The following is a 21,835-nucleotide window of genomic DNA, read 5'->3' on the forward strand; positions in this document are numbered from 1 at the left end:
AAATTTGAGGAGCGAACAATCTAATTGAATATTATTTGTTCGCTCCTTTTATTTTTAACCCATCAGAACATTTATAGCAGTTGTGTTCACAATGTCATCAACGCTGCAGCCGCGACTCAAATCAAAGAATGGTTTTCTTAATCCCTGAACCATTGGACCAACTGCCTGAGCACCGCCCAATCTTTCTGCAATTTTATATCCTATGTTGCCGGCATTAAGGTCGGGGAAGATTAGTACATTTGCTTTACCGGCAACATTACTGTTCGGAGCTTTTCTTTTCCCGATTGATTCAATAATTGCCGCATCAAATTGTAGTTCACCATCGACCTGCAAATCTGGTCTTTTGGATTTTACAAGCTCAGTGGCTTTAATAACTTTATCAACAAGTTCGTGAGTTGCGCTTCCTTTTGTCGAAAATGAAAGCATAGCTACAAGTGGTTCTTCGCCTGTTAATTTTTTGTGATTATCAGCAGTGGAAATTGCAATATCAGCAAGTTGTTCTGCATCCGGATTTGGAACAACGGCGCAATCAGCAAAACTGAATGTTCTGTCTTTAAATATCATCAGAAAGAAACTTGATACGATTGAAATCCCTTCAGGCATTCCGACAATCTGAATTCCTGCTTTCATCACATCTGCAGTCGATGCAAAAGAACCAGCAACACTTCCATCAACAAGGCCTTCTCTTAACATCATCGCTGCGAAAAACAAATCCCTTTTCATAGTCTCTTTAGCTTGTTCCTGAGTCATTCCTTTTTGCTTTCTTAGCTCATAGTAAATGTTTGAGAACTCATCGAACTTAGGATGAGGTTGATGATCAATAATTTCTACTCCGGTAAGATTAACTCCGAGTTTTTGAGCATCAGATTTTACCTTATCAGGATTTCCGAGGGTAATCACTTTGCAAATTTTTTCTTTGGTTAAAATTTCTGCTGCCTTGAGAACTCTTTCATCGTGAGATTCAGGAAGAACTATAGTTTTGTTCTTCAATCTTGCTTTTTCTTTAATCTGATTTAATAATTCCATTCCCATAATAATCTCCGTAAAATTTTTTAAAGTTCGAAACAAAGTTAACTAATTATTAGATGAAGGAATTGAGTAGTTGCTGTTTATTCAATATTTTGTGATATAAAAAACACAATTACAAAATGAAAAACAAAAGATCAAAAATTTATTTCGGAACTTGTAGTTGGAAATATGATTCGTGGGAAGGATTAGTATATTCCAAGCCAAAAGGAATTAATATGCTTGAAGAATATTCCAGACAATTTAATTCTGTTGAGATAGATCAGTGGTTCTGGTCACTATATGCAGTGAATAAAATTTCTCTTCCAAAAGAAAGTGATGTGAAACTTTACGCTGAATCTGTTCCAGATGAATTCAGATTTACAATAAAAATTCCAAACAGTATAACTCTTACACATTTCTACAGAAAAAATAAATCTGAAGAGTTGAAACCAAATCCTCATTTTCTAAGTCCGGATTTGTTTAATGAATTTCTCTCAACTCTGAAACCTATGCAAAATAAAATTGGTGTTTTGATGTTTCAGTTTGAATACCTGAATAGGGAAAAGATGAGCAATCAGATTGAGTTTGTGGAAAGGTTTGAAGCTTTTCTTCAAAACATTAAAACTGAATATCAATTAGGAATTGAAATTCGTAATCCAAACTATCTTAACAAAAAATATTTTGAATTCCTTAAAAAGAATAAATTGTCGATGGTATTTCTTCAAGGATATTATATGCCACCGATATGGGAAGTCTTTAAAACTTCAAAAGAATTACTTTTAAGTCCGGTTGTAATCCGGCTTCACGGACCTGACAGATCAGGCATTGAGGAGAAAACAGGAAATGTGTGGAATCAAATTGTCGAACCCAAAGATGAAGAGCTACCAAAAATTGTGGAAATAATTAATTATTTATCCGAGAAACAGACCGATGTTTATGTAAATGTTAATAATCATTATGAAGGAAGCGCACCATTAACAATCAGAAAGCTGAAAGAAATATTATCAGATAATGAGTAGATACTTTCTCGTAAGAGTCATCCCAAACCTGTCCACTAACAGACTGGTTCAGGATGATATCAATAGACTATTGAGCCATTTTTCTATACTTTAACTTTTCCTAGAATGACCAATTCACAATCGGGAAGAATGGAAACATTCCACCTTTGTTGATTATGTTTACCAATCCAATCTGAAGTCCTTTCATACTACCGGCATAATTGATAAACCCTAATTGTAAACCACTGACTTTGCCTTTGTGATAGTTTACAAATCCCCACTGTAAACCTTCAAACTGAGAATCAGTAATGTTAACAAAGCCGGCTTCTAAACCTAAAAATCCACCATCAACGAGATTAACAAATCCGTATTGTAAACCGACTTGCTTACCTGTGGTAGAATTAACAAAGCCCCAGTCAACTCCGGTTACATTTCTGTTCTTTCCGTAAAGAATCGAAATTCTTAAACCTGCAATTGACTCATTCTCCGGGAAAATTTGTACAGGATTAAACAAAGCTAACTGAATTGGTCTTTCCTGAGCAAAGCTTGTTTTATAAAAACCCAAAACAATTGTTAAAGCAATTACGAACAATATAAATTTTTTCATACACCTTCCATTGATTTGAAATGAATAAAGAATTTTTCTTAATTACTTCAGCTAAAATAAGATTATATTTGCTAAGATTTTTTCAAATCTTTTATAAATGCTCTTTTAATTGTTTTTTATTGCATTACAAGATAAATTCACAACCTTAATTTTGAAATGATTGCCGAAAATTTAGCCAGATTACGCGAACGAATAGAAAGAAAATGTAAAGAAGTTGGCAGAAATCCGGAGGAAATCAGACTGATAGCAGTATCAAAATATTTTGGTACTGATGCAATTCTGGAAGCTAATAAAGCAGGCGTAAAGGATTTTGGTGAAAATCGTGCTCAGGAATTGATGCTGAAGTTTGAAAAAATTGGTAATCAGGTTATCTGGCATTTTATAGGTACATTGCAGAAAAACAAAGTTAAATACGCTGTTAAAGCAGCTGAGTATATTCATTCAGTTGATAGTATTGAGTTATTGGAAGAAATTAATAAGCGAGCTTCTTCATTAAACAAAGTTCAGAAAATTCTGCTCGAAGTGAAAACATCTTATGAAGAAACAAAATCCGGTTTAACTAATGAAGAAGAAATTTTCAGAATAGCAGAAGAAACAAAAAAATATCAAAATGTAAATCTCGTTGGATTGATGACAATTGCTCCTTTAACTGATGATGAAAATCTGATAAGAAAAAGTTTCAGAGACTTAAGATTATTGAAAGATAAATTGAACAAATCTGAATTAAATATTACTGAGCTTTCGATGGGAATGACAAGCGATTTTGAAATTGCTATCGAAGAAGGTTCAACTATGTTGAGAATTGGCTCAGCAATTTTTGGTGAACGGGATTACTCCAAAGACTGGAGACAAGTATGAAACTTCAACCATTTTCAATCCGGCAGCAAGAGTTTTCAAAAAAAATGCGTGGTTTCGACCCTGATGAAGTAAAAGCATTTCTTGAAAGAATAGCCGACGATGTTGAAGAACTTCTCAAAGAAAATGAAGAACTAAAGCAACAAGTCGAAACCTTAAATCAGCAGCTTGAAGAATTCAAAAAGATTGAAAAAAATCTTCAGGATACTTTACTTAAAGCTCAGGAAAGCTCTACCAAATCAATTGAATCTGCAAAGAAGCAAACCGCATTGATGATTAAAGAAGCTGAATTAAAAGCCGCTCAGATTGTTGAGAAAGCAAGAGAAAGTGCAAATGAAATCCGAAACGCAGTTCTGAATCTTCGCGAAGAAAAAGATATGCTTATTTCAAGACTTAAAGCGATTATCAGTTCGCAGGCACATTTACTTGAGGTAAAAATCGAAGACATTGATGAAGAAGTTGTTGTTCAGAAAAAGAAAACCAAAGATGAAAACAAAAAGCTTGATTTGAATATTGATGATATTGTGGAGAAATTATTATGAGTGAACTTCTGAACAAAATTAACGAGACGATTTCAGTAATAAAAAAACATACCACTGATAATTACCCGATTGGAATTATTCTCGGAACCGGACTTGGTGGATTAGTTAAAGAAATAAATATCGAAAATCATATTGATTATGCTGAACTTCCGCACTTTCCTTTGTCAACAGTTGAATCACATCAGGGCAAATTAATTTTTGGTACAATAAACGGAAAAAAAATTGTTGCAATGCAGGGAAGATTTCATTACTACGAAGGTTATTCGATGCAGCAAATTACTTATCCCGTTCGTGTAATGAAATTTCTTGGTGTTCAGACTTTGCTTGTTTCAAATGCTTGCGGCGGAATGAATCCAGTTTATCGCAAAGGCGATTTGATGCTGATGATTGATCATATAAATCTGCTTGGAGATAATCCGCTTATTGGGAAAAATGAAGATAGTCTTGGACCAAGATTTCCCGATATGAGTGAACCATATTCACTTGAGCTTATTAAACTTGCAGAAGAAGTTGCTCTGGAAAATAAAATAAAAATTCATAAGGGTGTTTATGTTGCTGTTCCGGGACCAAATCTCGAAACAAAAGCTGAATACAGATTTCTTCGCGCTACCGGTGCTGATGTTGTTGGAATGTCAACTGTGCCTGAGAATATTGTTGCAAATCATATGGGAATGAAAGTGCTTGGAATAAGTATAATCACCGATGAATGTTTCCCCGATTCACTAAAACCAGTTGATGTTAAAGAAATTATTCACACAGCTATGGAAGCTGAACCGAAAATGACTTTGATTATGAAAGAAGTAATTAAGAGGTTGTAATGTCAGTGTCATTAAAAAATATTTTGAAAAATTATTTCGCTGCATTTTTGATTGCTGTATTTATTTATACCTCTAATTTTCTTAACACAGATTTATTCAACTTTGGTGAATATAATTTCGTCGTTTGGTTCGTGCTTTCAATATTTTGTTTTGCAAGCGGATGGTTTATCAACCGTCAGGTTGGCTGGCATCACGGTGGGAAAGTACTTTTTGCAATTATCGTTGCAATAACTATTCTAAGTCTGATCACTGTTACATTCTTCAGTGAATACTTTGGAACAAATCAAATAATTACTGAAAACCTGATTCTTTTTAGTTTAAGAAATATTACCCTTGGTGCAATGGGATTTTTTGGAATGGCAGTTCAGGAAGTGCTTAGCGGTGAAAGAGAAGCAGTGATACTTCGCGAAAAACTTAAAATCTATGAAGACAATATTATTGATTCAAAGAAAGAAGCTGAGCTGACGCTGAAAGAAGCTGAAATAAAAGCAAAAGAAATTCTAACCGATGCTGAAGCTCAGGCAAAAAATATTATTCTTAAAAAAGAAAGAATAGAAAGAGAACTAAAAGAATTTATTCAGGCAGAGAAAGAACTGATTAAAAAATACAAGGATTTATAAAATCAACTTCAGAGAAACTATGTTCAAACAAAATTTAGAAAAAATTAATTACCCGAAAATTGAAGAAGAGATTCTCAAATTCTGGCAGGAAAATAAAATTTTTGAAAAAAGTGTTACCACCAGAGATGAAAACAAATCATTCACTTTTTATGAAGGTCCGCCAACTGCGAACGGTAAACCGGGAATTCACCATGTAATGGCAAGAACATTAAAAGACCTTGTTTGCCGTTATAAAACATTGAAAGGATTTCGGGTTGAAAGAAAAGCCGGTTGGGACACTCACGGATTACCTGTTGAAATTGAAGTAGAAAAACTTCTCGGTATCAAACACAAAAGCGAAGTAATTGAATACGGAATTGAAAAGTACAATCAGAAATGTCGCGAATCAGTTTTTACTTATCTCGATCTTTGGGAAAAGATGACAACCCGAATGGGTTACTGGATTGATCTTGATTCCGCTTACATAACTCTTGATAACAAATATATCGAATCGGTCTGGTGGGCACTTAAAACTTTATTCGATAAAGGTCTTATTTATAAAGATTATAAAATTGTCCCTCAGGATCCGAAATCAGAGACTGTTCTTTCATCTCACGAACTTGCACTTGGTTACCGCGAAACAAAAGATCCTTCAGTTTATGTTTTATTTCAAAGAGCGGATGCTGATGAATTTTTCCTCGTTTGGACAACTACTCCCTGGACATTGATTTCAAATGTTGCTCTTGCTGTAGGCCCTGAGATTGATTATGTGAAAATCAGAACTGACAGTAAAGTTTTAATTCTTGCCAAAGACAGATTGTCAGTTATTGATGGTGATTATGAAATTCTTGAAGAGATGAAAGGCAAAGATTTATTGGGAATCGAATACGAACAACTTTTCGATTATTGTGATGTTGACAAGAAAGCTTTCTATGTAATTGCAGGTGATTTTGTAAGTACGGAAGATGGTTCAGGAATCGTTCATATTGCACCTGCGTTTGGTGCCGATGACTATGAGGTTTCGAAAAAATACAACCTTCCGATGCTTCAACCGGTCACCCGCTCTGGGGTTTTCACCGACGAAGTAACGGATTTTGCAGGACAATTTGTTAAAGATGCCGATAACGGAATAATCCTTAAGCTAAAGAAAGATGGAAAACTTTATAAGAAAGAAACGATACTTCACACATATCCTTTTAGCTGGCGTCATCAGGATGTTCCGGTAATTTATTATGCAAGAGAATCTTGGTTTATTCGCACCACTCAAATTGCCAACAGAATGGTTGAGCTGAATAAAACAATTAACTGGCAACCACCTGAAGTTGGAGCTGGAAGATTTGGTAATTGGCTTGAAGAAAATAAAGACTGGGCTTTGTCGCGCGATCGTTTCTGGGCAACACCACTTCCAATCTGGATTAGTGATGATGGTGATATGTTTGCAGTCGGAAGTATTGAAGAATTAAAACAGGGATTCATTGAAGAAAACGGTAAAAGAATTTCTGTTGCTGATGTTGAAAATATTGATTTGCACAAACCATTTGTAGATAAAATTCTTTTTGAAAAAAATGGTAAGATTTATAAACGCACTCCTGAAGTGATTGATGTTTGGTTTGATTCAGGCGCAATGCCGTTTGCACAATATCATTATCCGTTCGAAAACAAAGAAAACTTTGAAAAGAAATTTTTCCCGGCTGATTTTATCTGCGAGGGAATTGATCAGACACGAGGTTGGTTTTACACACTTCACGCAATCGCAACTATGTTATTTGACAATGTTGCTTTCAGAAATGTGATTGTGAATGAATTGATTCTTGATAAAAATGGAATGAAAATGTCCAAATCGAGAGGAAACACTGTTGATCCTTTTGATTTGTTTGATAAATACGGTGCGGATACAACAAGATGGTATCTGGTTACTAACAGTCCGCCATGGCGACCAACATTGTTTGATGAAGAAGCATTAGTTGAAGTTCAGAGAAAATTTTTCGGAACACTTGTAAACACTTATTCATTCTTTGCACTTTATGCTAATATTGATAAATTCAATTTCAGTGATTCACTTGTGCCTTATGGTGAAAGACCGGAGATTGACAGATGGATAATTTCCAAACTCAATGCTTTGGTTGAAGAATATGAAAAACAAATGGATGCTTACGATGTAACTAAAGCTGCTCGTGCTGTAAGTGATTTCACAATTGATCAGCTTTCAAACTGGTATGTGAGAAGAAGTCGTCGTCGTTTCTGGAAGTCAGAGATGAACAAAGAAAAACTTTCTGCTTATCAGACTTTGTATGAGTGCTTGATTACTGTCTCAAAGCTAACTTCACCGTTCGCTCCGTTTATTGCTGAAGAGATTTACAGAAATCTTAATACAGTTACAAAAAAAGAAAATTATGAATCGGTTCATCTCGCAGATTTTCCATCAATCACTTACCGAGAACCTGAACTTGAAGAGAAAATGGATGTTGCTCAGAAGGTAGTTTATCTGACCAGAGCAATTCGCGCAAAGAATAATCTTAAAGTTCGTCAGCCACTTAAACGAATGATGGTTGTTGTTGAAAAAGACAGAAGAGATGCTCTTGGAAAAATGAAAGATGTTATTCTTGATGAAGTAAACATTAAAGAATTAGTCGTTCTTGATGATGACTCCGAAATCGTAAACAAAACTGCTAAATCTAACTTCAAATCAATCGGACCAAGGTTTGGGAAAAAAGTAAAAGCTGTAGCTGAAATAATTAAAAACTTTGGTAAGGATGAAATAAAAAAACTTGAGTCGGGTGAGAATATTGAAATTGAAGTTGATGGTGAGAAACTTTCAATCGCAAAAGATGATGTTGAAATTATGAGTCATCAGATTGAAGGTTGGGTTGTTGAATCTGAAGAAGGTGTTACAGTTGCAATCGATACAGAGCTCGATGAAAAACTTATTGAAGAAGGTCTTGCAAGAGAATTTGTAAATCGTGTTCAGAATATGAGAAAGGACGCTGGGTTTGATGTAACGGATAAAATTAACATAAGCTTTACAGGAAATTCAGAACTAGTTAAAGCAATAAATAACTTTTCTGATTATATTTCTAACGAAACTCTTGCGGAAAAAATAATTTCAGAACAAATTTCAGATGGAGGATTCAGACAAGATTGGAAAATCGGTGACTATGAATGCTCTATCCGAATCGAGAAGATTTAATCCTTAACGAAGGAGGAAAACACAATGGCAAAAAAACAAACTAAGAAACCAATTAAAAAAGCCACGATAAAAAAAGGCAAGGAGGAAAAGAAAAAAGTGAAGAAAGCACCTGCAAAGAAAACAGTTAAAAAGGTTGTGAAAAAAGCTGCACCTGCTAAGAAAGCTGTAAAGAAAAAAGAAGTTAAGAAAGTTGTTGCTAAGAAAACTTCTGTAAAGAAAGAAACTGTTAAAAAACCAGTTAAGACAGAGAATAAAGTCGAGAAGAAGAAATTAACTCCTAAAGAAGAAAAAGCATTGAAGCAGCAGCCGGCAGTTCAGTCACAGGTTGAAGCAGCAATTGAAGATGAAAGCAAGATTGATGAAATCTATCAGGCAGAACTTGAAGCAGCAAGAAGAAAAGCCGAAGCTTTAAAGAAGATTAAAGGATATAGTAAAAAAGATCTCGAACACTTCAAGAAAATAATTCTTGAAAAGCGTGACGAAATTCTTGAACAACTACAGAATCTGAAAGAACAAATGCTCGATCCTTCAACAGGTGAGTACATTAACGAAAATTCTCCTTACTCACTTCATATGGCTGAGCAGGGAACCGATGCAATGGAAAGAGAAAAAACTTTTCTCTATGCACAGAGAGAAACAAAATTTTTAGGTTATCTTGAAGATGCATTAAAGAGAATTGAAAACGGTACTTATGGAATTTGTATTGAATGTATTGAGGAACCTCAGCATTTGTGTGAAACCTGTCCGCTTATTCCAAAAGCAAGATTGGAAGCCGTTCCACACAGTCAGTTGTGCTTACCAATGAAGCAAAGACAGGAAAAGAAGTAAACCGATTTTGGGGTAAGGAATTTCACATCGAATTGCCAAACCCCTTTTTTTATTTTTGATAAGATTTTTGGAGTGATTTTTCAGAGTGAAAGTAATTTATATTTCTATTGCTGTTGTAATAATCGATCAACTTAGCAAAATTTTTGTTAAAGGTTTTTCCATTCCATTTCTAAATTTCAATTTTGATGGAATGTACTACGGACAAAGCATTCCTGTCATTGGTGATTTCTTCAGATTAACTTACATAGAAAATCCCGGAATGGCATTCGGTTTTGATCCGGGTGATGGATTCAAATTAGCAATCTCATTATTTTCTTTAGTTGCAAGCATTGGTTTGTTGATTTATCTCTATGCTATCAGGAACAAAAGTTTAAGCTTAAGAGTAGCAATTGCTTTTATTCTTGGTGGTGCAGTTGGTAATCTTATTGACAGGACTTTTTACGGGATTATTTTTGGTTATGCACCTTTATTTTACGGAAGAGTAGTTGACTTCTTCGATTTTGATTTTTTTAATTTCACCATATTCGGAAGAAGTTATGACCGCTGGCCAATTTTTAATATTGCCGATGCTGCCGTAACAGTAGGCGTTCTGATTTTAATTTTATTTTATAAGAAACACGAAGAAGAAAAAGAAATTGAAAAGTCTTTGGTTGCTGCCACTGCTGAAACAACTAATACAACACATCAAATCATAACTGATGAATTAACTTCTGCGGAAGATTCAGTCAGTACAGCAGAAGAAACCAATGAGCAAATTGATAACCGAAAAGAAGTATCAGATTAATGTTCCTGATGGAAAAAAGAAGGAACGATTAGATACTTTTCTTGTCAATCAGATTGAAAACGCAACCCGTTCAAAAATTCAGAAAGCAATTGAAGCAGGATTAGTTACTGTAAACGGAAATCCTGCTAAAGCAAATTACGCTGTGAAACCCGGCGATGTTATAATTGCAATTCAACCAATCACTCCAAGACCTGAAGATGTTGAACCGGAAGAAATTCCTCTCGACATTGTTTATGAAGATGATTATCTGATAGTTGTAAACAAACCCGCTGGAATGGTTGCACATCCTGCATATGCAAACTATACGGGAACTCTTGTAAATGCTCTGCTTCATCATACAAAAAAACTAAGTGAACTGAGTGATGCCGGAAGACCCGGAATTGTTCATCGTATTGATAAAGACACAAGTGGTTTGCTTGTGGTGGCTAAAGATGATTTTACTCATGCTAAACTTGCCGAACAGTTTTCAAAGCATTCAATAGAAAGAGAATATCACGCTGTCTGTTGGGGAAAACTTCCTGATAAAAAAGGTGAAATAAAAACTAACATTACACGAAGTAAATCAGACAGAAAAAAATTTACTATCAGTCAAAGTGAAGGAAAGCTTGCAATTACTTATTATGAAGTAATTGAAGAATTTGAATTTACATCTTATATAAAACTGAATTTAAAGACAGGCAGAACACACCAGATTCGTGTTCATCTTTCTGGAATTGGCAGACCAATATTTGGCGACAGAACTTACGGCGGTGATAAAATTCATTTCGGCAGTGACTTACCTAAAATAAAAAGTCGTGTAAGCAATCTTCTTGAAATAATGCCCCGACAAGCATTGCATGCAAAAACACTTGGTTTCATTCATCCGCACACAAAAAAAATTGTTCGCTTTGACTCGGAATTACCACAGGATTTTAAGCTTCTTTTGGAAAAACTGAGAAATTAATTTCTTACATATTAACCAAATCAAAGTCTTAGCAAATGATTGCGAAGGATGATACTCAACTTTGACTAAAATTATGATATTCAGAAAGATTAGTCTTTAATAGAATGGATATATCTTTGAATGGCTGAATGAATTGAATGAAGAGCCTTACTATGGCAAGTCTCTACATATAGTTACAGTTCATACAGCAATCTGAATCCTGCTGTAAGATTTTTATCGTGATAAATCACTCCGATTACAAACACCAATTTTGTTATATTTGAATTGCTAAAATCAAAACAAAGACTGATATGCTTAAGATTTATAACACACTTACAAAACAAAAAGAAGAATTTTCTCCGCTTAATCCGCCTTTGGTTAAAATGTATATGTGCGGACCAACAGTTTATGATTATTTCCACATTGGTAATGCACGTTCATTTATTATATCCGATATCGTCAGAAGATATCTTGAGTACAAAGGATATGTTGTAACTTTTGTAATGAATCTTACTGATGTTGATGATAAAATAATTAAGAAGGCAAATGAAGAAGGAAAGACTGCAAAGGAAGTTGCTGAGTTTTACATCAAAGAATTTTTTACTGATATTGAAAAACTAAGAATAAAGCCCGCTACATATTATCCACGTGCAACAGAATTTATGAATGATATGATTGAAATGATAAAGCGTCTCGAAGAAAAAGGTATTGCATACAATGTTGATGGAAATGTTTTTTATGATGTATCAAAGTTTATGGACTATGGAAAATTAAGTGGTAAAAAAACAGAAGAACTTGAAGCCGGTGCCAGAGTAGAAGTAAATGAACAGAAAAAACATCCGCTTGATTTTGCTTTGTGGAAAAAAGCAAAAGAAGGCGAACCATATTGGGAAAGTCCCTGGGGAAAAGGTCGGCCCGGCTGGCATATTGAATGCTCTGCAATGAGCTGTAAACTTTTAGGTGAGTCATTCGACATTCACGCTGGCGGACATGATTTGATTTTCCCGCATCACGAAAATGAAATTGCGCAGAGTGAAGCTGCGAATGAAAAACCGTTCGCAAAGTATTGGCTGCATTTTGGATTTCTCAACATTAACGAAGAAAAAATGTCAAAGTCACTTGGCAACTTTTTCACCGCAAGAGAAATTCTTAAAAAATATTCTGCTGAAGCGATAAGATTATTTTTTGCTCAGGCACATTATCGAGGTCCTCTTAATTTCAGTGATGAGCTTTTGCAGGCAGCAGAAAAAGGTGTTGAGAAAATTCAGAATCTTGCTGATAAACTAAATGAAGAACTGGCAAAATCAGTTGAAGGCAAAAAAGTTGAGTTTAATTTTGAGCAATGGTATAAAAAGTTTGAAGAAGCAATGGATGATGATTTCAATTCTGCGCAGGCAACTGCAGTGCTGTTTGATTTTACACGGGAAGTAAATCGTGTTATTGCTGAGAATGAAAATCTTGATGAGCAATTCTTTAGTGATGCAAAAGCTTTTCTTAAAAAAACAGCCGAAAAAGTTCTAGGAATTGTAAACTTTGAAAAGCAGAAAAGTCTTCCTTCACTTGAAAATGATTTGATTGAACTACTTATTAAAATAAGAACAGAAGCTAAACAAAATAAAAACTATGCTCTCTCAGATAAAATAAGAGATGAACTAAAAAATCTCGGAGTGATTCTTCAGGATACAAAAGAAGGAACAAGTTTTAAGAAGGTAAAGAAATAGTACGCATTTTCTAAACTTTAGCGGTCAATTCATTTGCAATCAGCTCTGCTTGTTTTAAAACAGTTTCTGTTGCCAACTTCTGCATATCCGGTGGATAGCCATATTGACGAAGTGTTCTCTTAACAATTACTTTGAGTTTAGCTTTTACACTTTCTTTCAATGTCCAATCAATCGTGGCGTTTTTTCTGACTCTGTCGTAAAGAACAATAGCCAATTCTCTTAATTTATCTTTTTTCATTACTTCTCTTGCGCTATCATTGTTTGCTATTGCCGTATAGAAAGCGTATTCGAAATCCGAGAGACCCATTTCTTTCGGTTCTTTGTCTAAATTTTGAATCTCTTTACCAAGCGCAATTAATTCCTCAATTACTTCGGCGGCTGTTAATATTTTGCTATGGTACTTTTTAATCGATTTTTCCAGCATCTCCATTAAAGTTTTACCCTGAACAAGATTCGTTCTTATCCTTGACTTTATCTCATCATTCAATAATTTCCTTAAAGTTTCCAACGCTATGTTTTTATGCTGCATGTTTCTTACTTCCATAAGAAACTCTTCGGACAGAATAGAAATATCCGGTTTTTTAATTCCGGCGGCGTCGAAAATATCAATTACTTTATCGGTAACGAGAGCTTTGTCAATAACTTGCTTAATTGTTGTTTCAATTTCTTCGCTTGACTTTCCTGGTGACGAAGAGTCAAATTTTAATAGCCTTGCTTTTACAGCTTGAAAGAATGCGACTTCATCTTTTACATCAAGCGCCTGTTCGTGAGGGATTGCGATTGCAAATGCTTTTGACAGCGCGGTTACCTCGTCAATGAATCTTTTCTTTCCGTTCTCGAGACTTAAAATATGTTCTTCCGCAGCCAAAATAATATCGAGCTTTGTTTTTGCGTCTGCGGTAAAGTATTGCTCGTACAACAATCCTTTATCTTTACCCAAATAGGGAACTGATGGATCTTTGACTAATTCTTCGTAATCTTTTGAGTAAGGTTTAACCGGTTTTTCGAGGAACATTCTGGATACAATTTCGAGTTTTTCTAACATCAATTGAACGGCTTTTTCCTGAGCGATTGCGGGATCGCCTTTGCCGCCACTATCAGAGTAAAACGAAAGCGCCTGTTTTAAGTCGGAGGCAATTCCCAGATAATCAACTATTAAACCGCCCGGTTTGTCTTTGTATACTCTGTTGACCCTTGCTATAGCTTGCATTAAAGTGTGACCTTGCATCGGTTTATCAATATAAAGCGTATGCAGACAGGGAACATCAAATCCGGTTAACCACATATCACGAACAATTACAATTTTTAATTCGTCGTCGGGATTTTTCATCCTGTCGGCTAAAACTCTGCGCTGATCTTTCGTGGTATGATGCTTTGCTAATTCGGGTCCGTCGGAAGATGCCGCCGTCATTACAACTTTAATTTTCCCTTTTTTCAAATCTTCATTGTGCCAGTCGGGTCTGAGCTTAATAATTTCATCGTAGAGTTTAACCGCAATACGGCGGGACATAGCAACGATCATTGCTTTGCCTTCAAAAACTTTCTGTCGTTCTTCAAAATGATAAACAATATCCGCCGCTATCTGTTTTAATCTGTCTTCGCTTCCCACCAATGCTTCCAGTTGAGTCCATTTTGCTTTAGCTCTTTGAGTGGAAGTTATATCTTCGTTTTCGAGTTCAGCGTCAAGTTCTTTAATTAATTTTTTGCCTTCTTCGCTCAAGTTAATTTTTGCCAATCTGCCTTCGTAGAATATTCTGACAGTAGCGCCGTCTTCAACCGCCTGAGCAATATCGTAAATATCCACATAGTCGCCGAAAACTGCCGGTGTGTTTTTGTCCGTTTTTTCAATAGGCGTTCCTGTAAAACCTATAAATGTAGCATTAGGCAAGGCGTCTCTGAGATATTTAGCAAAACCGTAAACCGTTTTTTTACCAATAAGATTTCCATTTTCATCTTTTTCATCTATCGTTCTTGCTTTGAAACCGTATTGCGTCCGGTGAGCTTCGTCAGCAATTACAATTATATTTTTTCTGTCGGAGAGCAATTCAAACTCTGATCCGGAATCTACTGATGATGTGTTGTTATTTGTAAATGAATCATCCGGATAAAATTTCTGAATGGTTGTGAAAACAATTCCGCCCGAAGAAACTTTTAGCAATTCCTTGAGGCGCTCTCTATTTTCAGCTTGTACCGGTTCCTGTCTGAGCAGTTGTTTCGAATCGGCAAAAGTATCGAAGAGCTGATCGTCCAAATCGTTTCTGTCTGTAATTACAAGAATCGTTGGGTTATCCAACTGCAGAACAATTTTGCCGGCATAGAAAACCATTGTAAGCGATTTGCCGCTGCCTTGCGTATGCCAGATAACGCCGCCTTTTCTGTTTCCGTTTTCCGAAGCGGCCTGCAAGGTTCTTTCTATTGCTTTATTAACCGCGAAATACTGATGGTAACCCGCTAATTTTTTAGTTGTTTGAATAAATGTAAGATTTGAAACGGGGTCTTCCTTTTTGCTTTTCTCGAATACAATGAAATGTCGTATCAAATCAAGTAAAGTCTTTTTGTTCAGCATTCCTTTAATCAAAATTTCCAGTTGGCTTACGAGATGCGACGCTTCTTTTGTTCCGTCGACAGATTTCCACGCCATAAATCTTGAAAAGTCCGATGATATTGTTCCTGCTCTGGCTTCCAATCCGTCGGAAATTACTGCGAAGCCGTTATAAGTAAATAGCTGAGGAATTGTTTGTTTATAGGTTTGTATTTGTTTGAATGCGGATTTTATAGTCGCTTCTTCGTCCACTGCGTTTTTAAGTTCTATTACAACAAGAGGAATTCCGTTAACAAAAAGAATTACATCGGGCCTTTTAATAACTGTACCGGTGACTGAGCTTGTCGAAGTCACCGTGAATTGATTGATAACCGTAAATTCATTGTTTTCGGGATTTTTAAAATCAATCAACCAAACCAAATCACCTCTTTGATTTCCGTCTTTGCGGTAAGTTACATTTATTCCTTCGGTGAGCATTCTGTGGAATGTTTCGTTGTTTGTAATTAAATCGGGCGAGCTTATTCGCAGTATTTGTTTTATCGCGTCTTCTTTTGCTTCTGCTGGAATTGTCGGATTAATTCTGTCAACGGCGTTCTTTAATTTGTTTATGAGAAGAACGTCGTCGAATGTTTGTCTTTCGGGTTGATCGCCGTCGGGAGAAATAGATGCAGGGCTCACATATTCGTAACCTAAATTTTCGAGAAGCTCGATAGTGAATTGTTCGATATCGGATTCTATCAATTTACTAAACATATTTCACCAACTTTTAGGCTTTGTTATTTGATAACCTAACGAAGTAGTAACAACTTGTGGAAATTGTGACGCAACTAATTTTTTACGACCAAGAATATAAGAACCTTTGGCAGAATTTTTTACGCTTATATTATGTCGATCCGGAGGAAATAATACTACAACTCTTTTTTGGGGAAAGTATTTGTGAATTGAATTTATTGCCGGGACTAAGTCACTATCGCCGGAAATTAAAATTGCAGTATCGTATTTATCTTCTATTGCATCAGTAATCATATTTACCGCAATGTTAACATCTGTCATTTTTTCTTCATTGTCATTCCACGAATGTCCACATTTTTTACAAGAAGTTGGTGTCGATTGATAATGTCCATAAATTATTTGGACAGGAGTAGTTTGAATAGCGCTTAAAAAATCACGTTGTCTTTTTTCTTTTTGAGGATTGTTAGATACTAAAGAAGTAAAGTATTTTACTCCAATTAGACTTTGATGAGGTTTCAAAATGTTTTGAGCAAGTTGCCAAATATTAAGCCATTTAGTATTCGGATATTTTGAAACAATTCCGAAATAAAGGTTAAAACCATCTACATACACCATTACTTTTTCTTGGTTACTCATATTTTTTTTCTTGATTAATTAAACAGACTTTTTTAATTTTGTATCACAAGAACATCTCCAAGAGTAGCTCTCTTGGATTGACCCCGCTTCGGCGGGGTTTCGCTTTTTAAATTTTTCATTTTCACTTCTCCGCACATCAACTCAGGTAACAGCGTGTCCCGCAGTTTTTTGAAAAGTTCGATGGTGAACTGTCCAATGTCGCATTCTATCATCCTTCTCATTGTCTGAACCGCAGATTTTTGTTGAATAAAGAATTTTGCAAAGATAGCAACGAAGTTGCGTAATCTTTGTAATAGAACGTAAGAAAACATAAGTAATAACAGCGTAGCTGTGAAATCTTAATCATTCCAACCAAATAAATATTTTGGATCGTACTCAACATTAAATTTTTCTAAAAACTCTATATACTCTTCCTTGAATGTTTTCTTTTTATGATGCACCGGTTGATTTAGAATATATTTTACAACAGCGTCTATTTGAGATTTGGCGTATGTAAACGCCCCGAAACCATCTTGCCAATTAAATTTACCCGCAATCCATTTTTTTCCGTTAATAAACTTTGACGAGTTTGCTTTTATATCTCTGGCGATATCCGAAACTGAAACTGACGGATTAATTCCAATAAGTATGTGCGTATGATCCGGGTTGCAGTAAATAGCCAATGGTTTTGAATTTTTGTTAGTTATGATACCGCAAATGTACTTTTCCAATTCTTCGCGATGCTTTTCAGAAATTAGATTTTGTCTGCCTTTTACTGCGAAGATGATATGTACGTATAGTTGTGTGTAAGTATTTGCCATTTTACATAGATATCGCTCCTACGGAGCTTTAAGTTATTTCTTGTTTTACTTTACAAAGATTACGCTCCTGCGGAGCTTGTTTTATTTGTCTTGCATAATTTTCATCCTTATTGGATTTGTATCGCAATGCAGCGTAGCTGCAAAATCTTTGTAATAAATAAAAGATGCAATAGAATAAAACAGCGTAGCTGTGAAATCTTACTCATTTCAATATACCAAAAGATATCGCTCCTACGGAGCTTTAAGTTATTTCTTGTTTTGCTTTACAAAGATTACGCTCCTACGGAGCTTGTTTTATTTGTTCTTGCAAAAATTTTCATCCTTATTGGATTTGTATCGCTATGCAGCGTAGCTGCAAAATCTTTGTAATAAACAGAAGATGCAATAAAATAAAACAGCGTAGCCGTGAAATCTTACTCATTTCAATAAACAAAAAGATATCGCTCCTACGGAGCTTGTTTTATTTGTCTTGCAAAAATTTCATCCTTATTGGATTTGTATCGCTATGCAGCGTAGCTGCAAAATCTTTGTAACAAATAAAAGATGCAATAGAATAAAACAGCGTAGCTGTGAAATCTTACTCATTTCAATATACCAAAAGATATCGCTCCTACGGAGCTTTTAGCTATTCCTCATTTCACTTTTACAAAGATTACGCTCCTACGGAGCTTGTTTTATTTGTTCTTGCAAAAATTTTATCCTTATTGGATTTGTATCGCTATGCAGCGTAGCTGCAAAATCTTTGTAATAAATAAAAGATGCAATAAAATAAAACAGCGTAGCCGTGAAATCTCACTCATTTCAATAAACAAAAAGATATCGCTCCTACGGAGCTTGTTTAATATTTCACTCTCACCTCGCCGCTCATAAGCATTGGCAGCAATGTATCCCGCAGTTTTTCGAGCGTGCGGATTTGAAGTTTATTTTTACTCATTCTGTCCATATAAGGTTTTATTTTTTTGCTAAATTCTGATCATATCAGAATGTTCGTGCAATTCATAATCCAATTCATATAGAAATGCTTTATAATCAAGGTTTCGTATGCCAGAACTCCCGTTTTCCAAATTATAAAATTCACCTTGTTTATAAAGCATAAAAATATAGCAAATTAAATATAATCCGAACTCTGGATTGACTGGCCTCATTACTCTACAAAAATTTGAAAAAATCAATGGATGGTCAAAAAGACTTTTTACATCTTCATCAATTAAAATTGTTCTTCCGGTAGATTGTTCATCTGATCCTCCAGATATTTCCATAATTAAATCACCATTCTGCAACTCTATTTTTTTGTATTTTTTTTCTTTTATATATCTTAAAGGTGTTCTTTTTGCTAACCCTAATTGAAGGTCAGCGATATCAGTTCCTCTTAAGCAATAAACTGGATAATTAAAATCACCCATAGGATTCTCTTTGCCCCATTCACCTCCAAAAGTTTCACTTATAAGACTTCCTAATTTTCCTACAGTCGTTTTTTTATCTAAAAACCACTGTCTAAAAAGTGTTTCTGCCATTGCTTCGAGGGTTTTGTTTTGGCGGTGGAGGAGGTCTATTTTGTCATCTAAACTGCTGAGCACACCGGCAATTGATTTTTGCTCGGGAATATTATCTGTACATCTTTATTTCAATTGAATTCAGTAAAGTTTGAGTAACAAGTGGGTGGCTTGAGCCTTCTGCTAATTGGTTTCAAATCAAGGTTTTTCAAAAAATAATATAAAAACTTTGTGATATTCTTATCCCTAGGTTTGGCTGCTAATGCATTATCCGAAACCCATATTGGTCTATTTTCGTAGTAAGTTGCTCCACAGTAAGCGCCGACTCTTCCAATGATTATTGTTTCTCCATCATAGCTTAAACTCATTGGCATATCCTAATACCCCATTACCACCATAAACAGGAAAAGAACCTTCTTTTTCAGGTCGCGCTTTACCATTACCAAATGTCAATCACATCACCAAGTTTACATTCTTTCCAGTCACGCTTCGATGAGTTCAGCGCATCGCTATTCGACAAGTTCAAGGCGTTACGCTCGGACACTTCGACAGGCTCAGTGTCCTTCGCTTTATTCAATTTATCAAATTTCGGCTTGTTCAATTCATCGCTCATCAGCCACAACCTTCAAAAGTTTACAATATTTCCACTTATTCATTATTCACAACCTTTTTAATATTTTTCACTTTGCTGTTGGCTGAGGCACTCGAAGCGAAATTTGGGGTAACGGTCTCTTCGAGAACCTCAGAGACCGTTGCTGTTTCACTTTTAAGCACAGCGGAGAGCATTGCCACTCCTTGTTCGGTGAAAACATAAGGTAGTTTTCTTCTTCCACCGTGTTTCTCACTTGATATCGCAATTTGCGACATCAAGTTTTTATACTCTTTATCAGTTAAACGAAACATAAATTCCAAAGGAAATCTTTCAATATTCCTCTTAACCTGCTCATTTAATCTTCTGGTTTCGACTCCATAAAATTTAGCTAAGTCACTATCAAGCATCACCTGAACATCACGGATAGTAAAAATCTTTTTCTGAATATCGGAGGAATTATAAACAACAATATCTTTATTTGATTTTGCCATAATTTTAAAACCGTTTGCGTTTTGCGGTCACTTGTTCAGTTTTTATGAGGTCACAAATTGTGACTTCAAGAGTTCAATATAATCTTTTCCAAATTTTCTTTTATTAGTTTATTCAATCTTTCTTCTTCTTTAAGCTGTTCTTCAAACTCGGCTTTAAGTTTTGTAAAGCGTTCATTAAAATCAAAATCATCATCTTCATCAGGTAAACCAACATAACGTCCGGGAGTGAGAACATAATCCAAAGCCGCAACTTCTTCGATTGTGGCTGATTTACAGAAGCCTTTTATATCTTCGTATTTTCCGTCGGGATTTCTCCAATTATGAAATGTGCTTGCAATTTTTTGGATATCTTCTTCGGAAAATTCTCTTGTTCTCCTATTTATTAAATGCCCCATATTTCTGGCATCAATAAAAAGTATTTCATCCCTACGATTCCTGAAAATGGTTGCTGAGCCTGTCGAAGCGCCATTTTCTTTATTTCTGTTTAAGAACCATAAACTTGCCGGAATTTGTGTGTTAAGAAAAAGTTTAGAAGGAAGGTTTACAATGCAATCAATTAATCTGGCTTCGACGAGAGCTTTTCTTATTTCACCTTCACCTGATGTTTTGGATGTAAGTGCGCCTTTTGCAAGCACGAATCCTGCTTGTCCGTTAGGTGCAAGGTGATAGATAAAATGTTGTATCCACGCATAGTTGGCATTGTTAACAGGTGGAATTCCATATTGCCATCTTGCATCTTTTCTCAAAAGTTCGCCGCTCCAGTCGCTATCGTTAAACGGTGGATTTGCAATTACGAAATCAGCTTTTAAATCTTTGTGAGCATTATTGAGAAATGAACCTTCATTATTCCATTTAACTTGAGAACTGTCTATTCCACGAATTGCAAGATTCATTTTGCACAAACGCCAGGTAGTTAAGTTGCTTTCCTGTCCGTAAATTGAAATATCATTTACATTTCCCTGATGACTCTTAACAAATTTTTCGGAATGAACAAACATACCTCCGGAACCGCAGCAAGGGTCGTAAACTCTTCCTTTGTATGGTTCAAGCATTTCAACTAATAATTCAACCACGCTTCGTGGTGTATAGAACTGTCCGCCTTTTTTACCTTCGGCTAGAGCAAATTGTCCGAGGAAATATTCGAAAACCCTTCCAAGAAAATCGCCGTTCTGTTGAGTCATTGAAATGTTGCTTATCAAATCAATTAAGCCGCCGAGATTTGTCGGGTCTATGTTGCCGCGCGCATAAACTTTTGGAAGGACGTCTTTGAGCGAAGGGTTGTCTCTTTCAATGGCGTCCATTGCGGAATCGATGTCTTTTCCTATTTCAGGCAGCTTTGCCCGTTTTTGTAAATAAGACCATCTTGCGGACGGCGGAACGAAGAAGATATTTTCCGCTTTGTATTCGTCTCTGTCTTCAGGGTCGGCGCCTTCGTATTCACCCTCGCCTTTCTTCAGTAATTCATAATGTCTTTCAAATGAATCCGAAATGTATTTCAGAAAGATTAAACCGAGAACAATATGTTTATATTCCGCAGCGTCGATGTTTTTGCGAAGTTTATCCGCAGCTTTCCAGAGTTGTTTTTCGATGGGATCATTTTCGGAGTTTTTCGATTTTTTTGCCATATAAATATATCACCCAAAGTTTTTCTGATTTCTTGAACTTAAAAAATATTAAATA

Annotated in this window: 19 protein-coding genes and 1 pseudogene; 10 read left to right on the plus strand and 10 right to left on the minus strand. The window is 35.5% G+C overall.

Going from position 1 to position 21,835, the window contains the following annotated elements; translation table 11 throughout:
• Positions 1–54 precede the first annotated feature (54 nt).
• Positions 55–1,026 (minus strand): phosphate acetyltransferase, encoded by a 972-nt coding sequence (gene pta / locus Q0X14_RS12765; RefSeq protein ID WP_366522810.1) that lies wholly within the window; start codon positions 1,024–1,026, stop codon positions 55–57.
• A 122-nt stretch (positions 1,027–1,148) separates the two neighbouring features.
• Between pta and Q0X14_RS12770 the strand changes: the two genes are divergently transcribed.
• The gene (locus Q0X14_RS12770; RefSeq protein ID WP_297839274.1) at positions 1,149–2,027 is read left to right on the plus strand and encodes a DUF72 domain-containing protein; all 879 of its coding nucleotides are present in this window, start codon (positions 1,149–1,151) and stop codon (positions 2,025–2,027) included.
• A 100-nt stretch (positions 2,028–2,127) separates the two neighbouring features.
• On the opposite strand, the gene Q0X14_RS12775 is transcribed toward Q0X14_RS12770, so the two are convergent.
• Positions 2,128–2,613 carry a hypothetical protein gene (locus Q0X14_RS12775; RefSeq protein WP_297839276.1) on the minus strand — a complete coding sequence of 162 codons (486 nt, stop codon included), beginning with the start codon at positions 2,611–2,613 and terminating at the stop codon, positions 2,128–2,130.
• Positions 2,614–2,769: 156 nt separating this feature from the next.
• On the opposite strand from Q0X14_RS12775, the gene Q0X14_RS12780 reads away from it, so the two are divergent.
• The 9 genes from Q0X14_RS12780 (at position 2,770) to cysS (ending at position 12,869) form a co-directional block, all read left to right on the plus strand.
• A complete protein-coding gene (locus Q0X14_RS12780; protein ID WP_297839278.1) occupies positions 2,770–3,471 on the plus strand; it encodes a YggS family pyridoxal phosphate-dependent enzyme in 702 nt (233 codons plus the stop codon).
• Positions 3,468–4,010 carry a DivIVA domain-containing protein gene (locus tag Q0X14_RS12785; RefSeq protein ID WP_297839280.1) on the plus strand — a complete coding sequence of 181 codons (543 nt, stop codon included), beginning with the start codon at positions 3,468–3,470 and terminating at the stop codon, positions 4,008–4,010. The genes Q0X14_RS12780 and Q0X14_RS12785 overlap by 4 nt, the downstream gene beginning before the upstream one ends.
• On the plus strand, positions 4,007–4,828 hold the full coding sequence (locus tag Q0X14_RS12790) for a purine-nucleoside phosphorylase (protein WP_297839283.1): 822 nt from the start codon (positions 4,007–4,009) through the stop codon (positions 4,826–4,828). The genes Q0X14_RS12785 and Q0X14_RS12790 overlap by 4 nt, the downstream gene beginning before the upstream one ends.
• Positions 4,828–5,448 carry a hypothetical protein gene (locus Q0X14_RS12795; RefSeq protein WP_297839286.1) on the plus strand — a complete coding sequence of 207 codons (621 nt, stop codon included), beginning with the start codon at positions 4,828–4,830 and terminating at the stop codon, positions 5,446–5,448. The genes Q0X14_RS12790 and Q0X14_RS12795 overlap by 1 nt, the downstream gene beginning before the upstream one ends.
• Positions 5,449–5,467: 19 nt before the next feature.
• Positions 5,468–8,614, plus strand: a complete 3,147-nt coding sequence (gene ileS, locus Q0X14_RS12800) for an isoleucine--tRNA ligase (protein WP_297839288.1) — start codon at positions 5,468–5,470, stop codon at positions 8,612–8,614.
• 24 nt (positions 8,615–8,638) lie between these two features.
• Complete coding sequence (locus Q0X14_RS12805) at positions 8,639–9,442, plus strand: conjugal transfer protein TraR (protein WP_297839290.1); 804 nt, start codon at positions 8,639–8,641, stop codon at positions 9,440–9,442.
• Between the two features lie 85 nt (positions 9,443–9,527).
• Positions 9,528–10,226, plus strand: coding sequence for a signal peptidase II (gene lspA, locus Q0X14_RS12810; protein ID WP_297839293.1), 699 nt, complete (start codon positions 9,528–9,530; stop codon positions 10,224–10,226).
• On the plus strand, positions 10,189–11,169 hold the full coding sequence (locus Q0X14_RS12815) for an RluA family pseudouridine synthase (RefSeq protein ID WP_297839295.1): 981 nt from the start codon (positions 10,189–10,191) through the stop codon (positions 11,167–11,169). The genes lspA and Q0X14_RS12815 overlap by 38 nt, the downstream gene beginning before the upstream one ends.
• Before the next feature lie 290 nt (positions 11,170–11,459).
• Positions 11,460–12,869: a cysteine--tRNA ligase gene (gene cysS, locus Q0X14_RS12820; RefSeq protein WP_297839297.1), complete on the plus strand. Its 1,410-nt coding sequence runs from the start codon at positions 11,460–11,462 to the stop codon at positions 12,867–12,869.
• Positions 12,870–12,879: 10 nt separating this feature from the next.
• Here the strand turns inward: cysS and Q0X14_RS12825 are convergent, their stop codons facing one another.
• From Q0X14_RS12825 to Q0X14_RS12855, 8 genes and pseudogenes are all read right to left on the minus strand, one after another.
• Positions 12,880–16,164 carry a type I restriction endonuclease subunit R gene (locus Q0X14_RS12825; RefSeq protein WP_297839300.1) on the minus strand — a complete coding sequence of 1,095 codons (3,285 nt, stop codon included), beginning with the start codon at positions 16,162–16,164 and terminating at the stop codon, positions 12,880–12,882.
• A gap of 3 nt (positions 16,165–16,167) precedes the next feature.
• Positions 16,168–16,779 (minus strand): NYN domain-containing protein, encoded by a 612-nt coding sequence (locus Q0X14_RS12830; protein ID WP_014855960.1) that lies wholly within the window; start codon positions 16,777–16,779, stop codon positions 16,168–16,170.
• 338 nt (positions 16,780–17,117) lie between these two features.
• Positions 17,118–17,579 carry an IS200/IS605 family transposase gene (gene tnpA / locus Q0X14_RS12835; RefSeq protein ID WP_297839305.1) on the minus strand — a complete coding sequence of 154 codons (462 nt, stop codon included), beginning with the start codon at positions 17,577–17,579 and terminating at the stop codon, positions 17,118–17,120.
• Between the two features lie 1,478 nt (positions 17,580–19,057).
• Positions 19,058–19,183 (minus strand): annotated as a pseudogene (locus tag Q0X14_RS15635) (restriction endonuclease subunit S); the annotation flags it as partial.
• Between the two features lie 20 nt (positions 19,184–19,203).
• On the minus strand, positions 19,204–19,446 hold the full coding sequence (locus Q0X14_RS15640) for a restriction endonuclease subunit S (RefSeq protein ID WP_366522781.1): 243 nt from the start codon (positions 19,444–19,446) through the stop codon (positions 19,204–19,206).
• Between the two features lie 65 nt (positions 19,447–19,511).
• Positions 19,512–19,685: a hypothetical protein gene (locus Q0X14_RS12845; RefSeq protein ID WP_297839311.1), complete on the minus strand. Its 174-nt coding sequence runs from the start codon at positions 19,683–19,685 to the stop codon at positions 19,512–19,514.
• Between the two features lie 35 nt (positions 19,686–19,720).
• Positions 19,721–20,155, minus strand: coding sequence for an ORF6N domain-containing protein (locus tag Q0X14_RS12850; protein WP_297839313.1), 435 nt, complete (start codon positions 20,153–20,155; stop codon positions 19,721–19,723).
• A 65-nt stretch (positions 20,156–20,220) separates the two neighbouring features.
• On the minus strand, positions 20,221–21,780 hold the full coding sequence (locus Q0X14_RS12855) for a class I SAM-dependent DNA methyltransferase (protein ID WP_297839316.1): 1,560 nt from the start codon (positions 21,778–21,780) through the stop codon (positions 20,221–20,223).
• Positions 21,781–21,835: the final 55 nt, after the last annotated feature.

It is taken from the genome of Ignavibacterium sp., from assembly GCF_025998815.1.
Taxonomy (GTDB): domain Bacteria; phylum Bacteroidota; class Ignavibacteria; order Ignavibacteriales; family Ignavibacteriaceae; genus Ignavibacterium.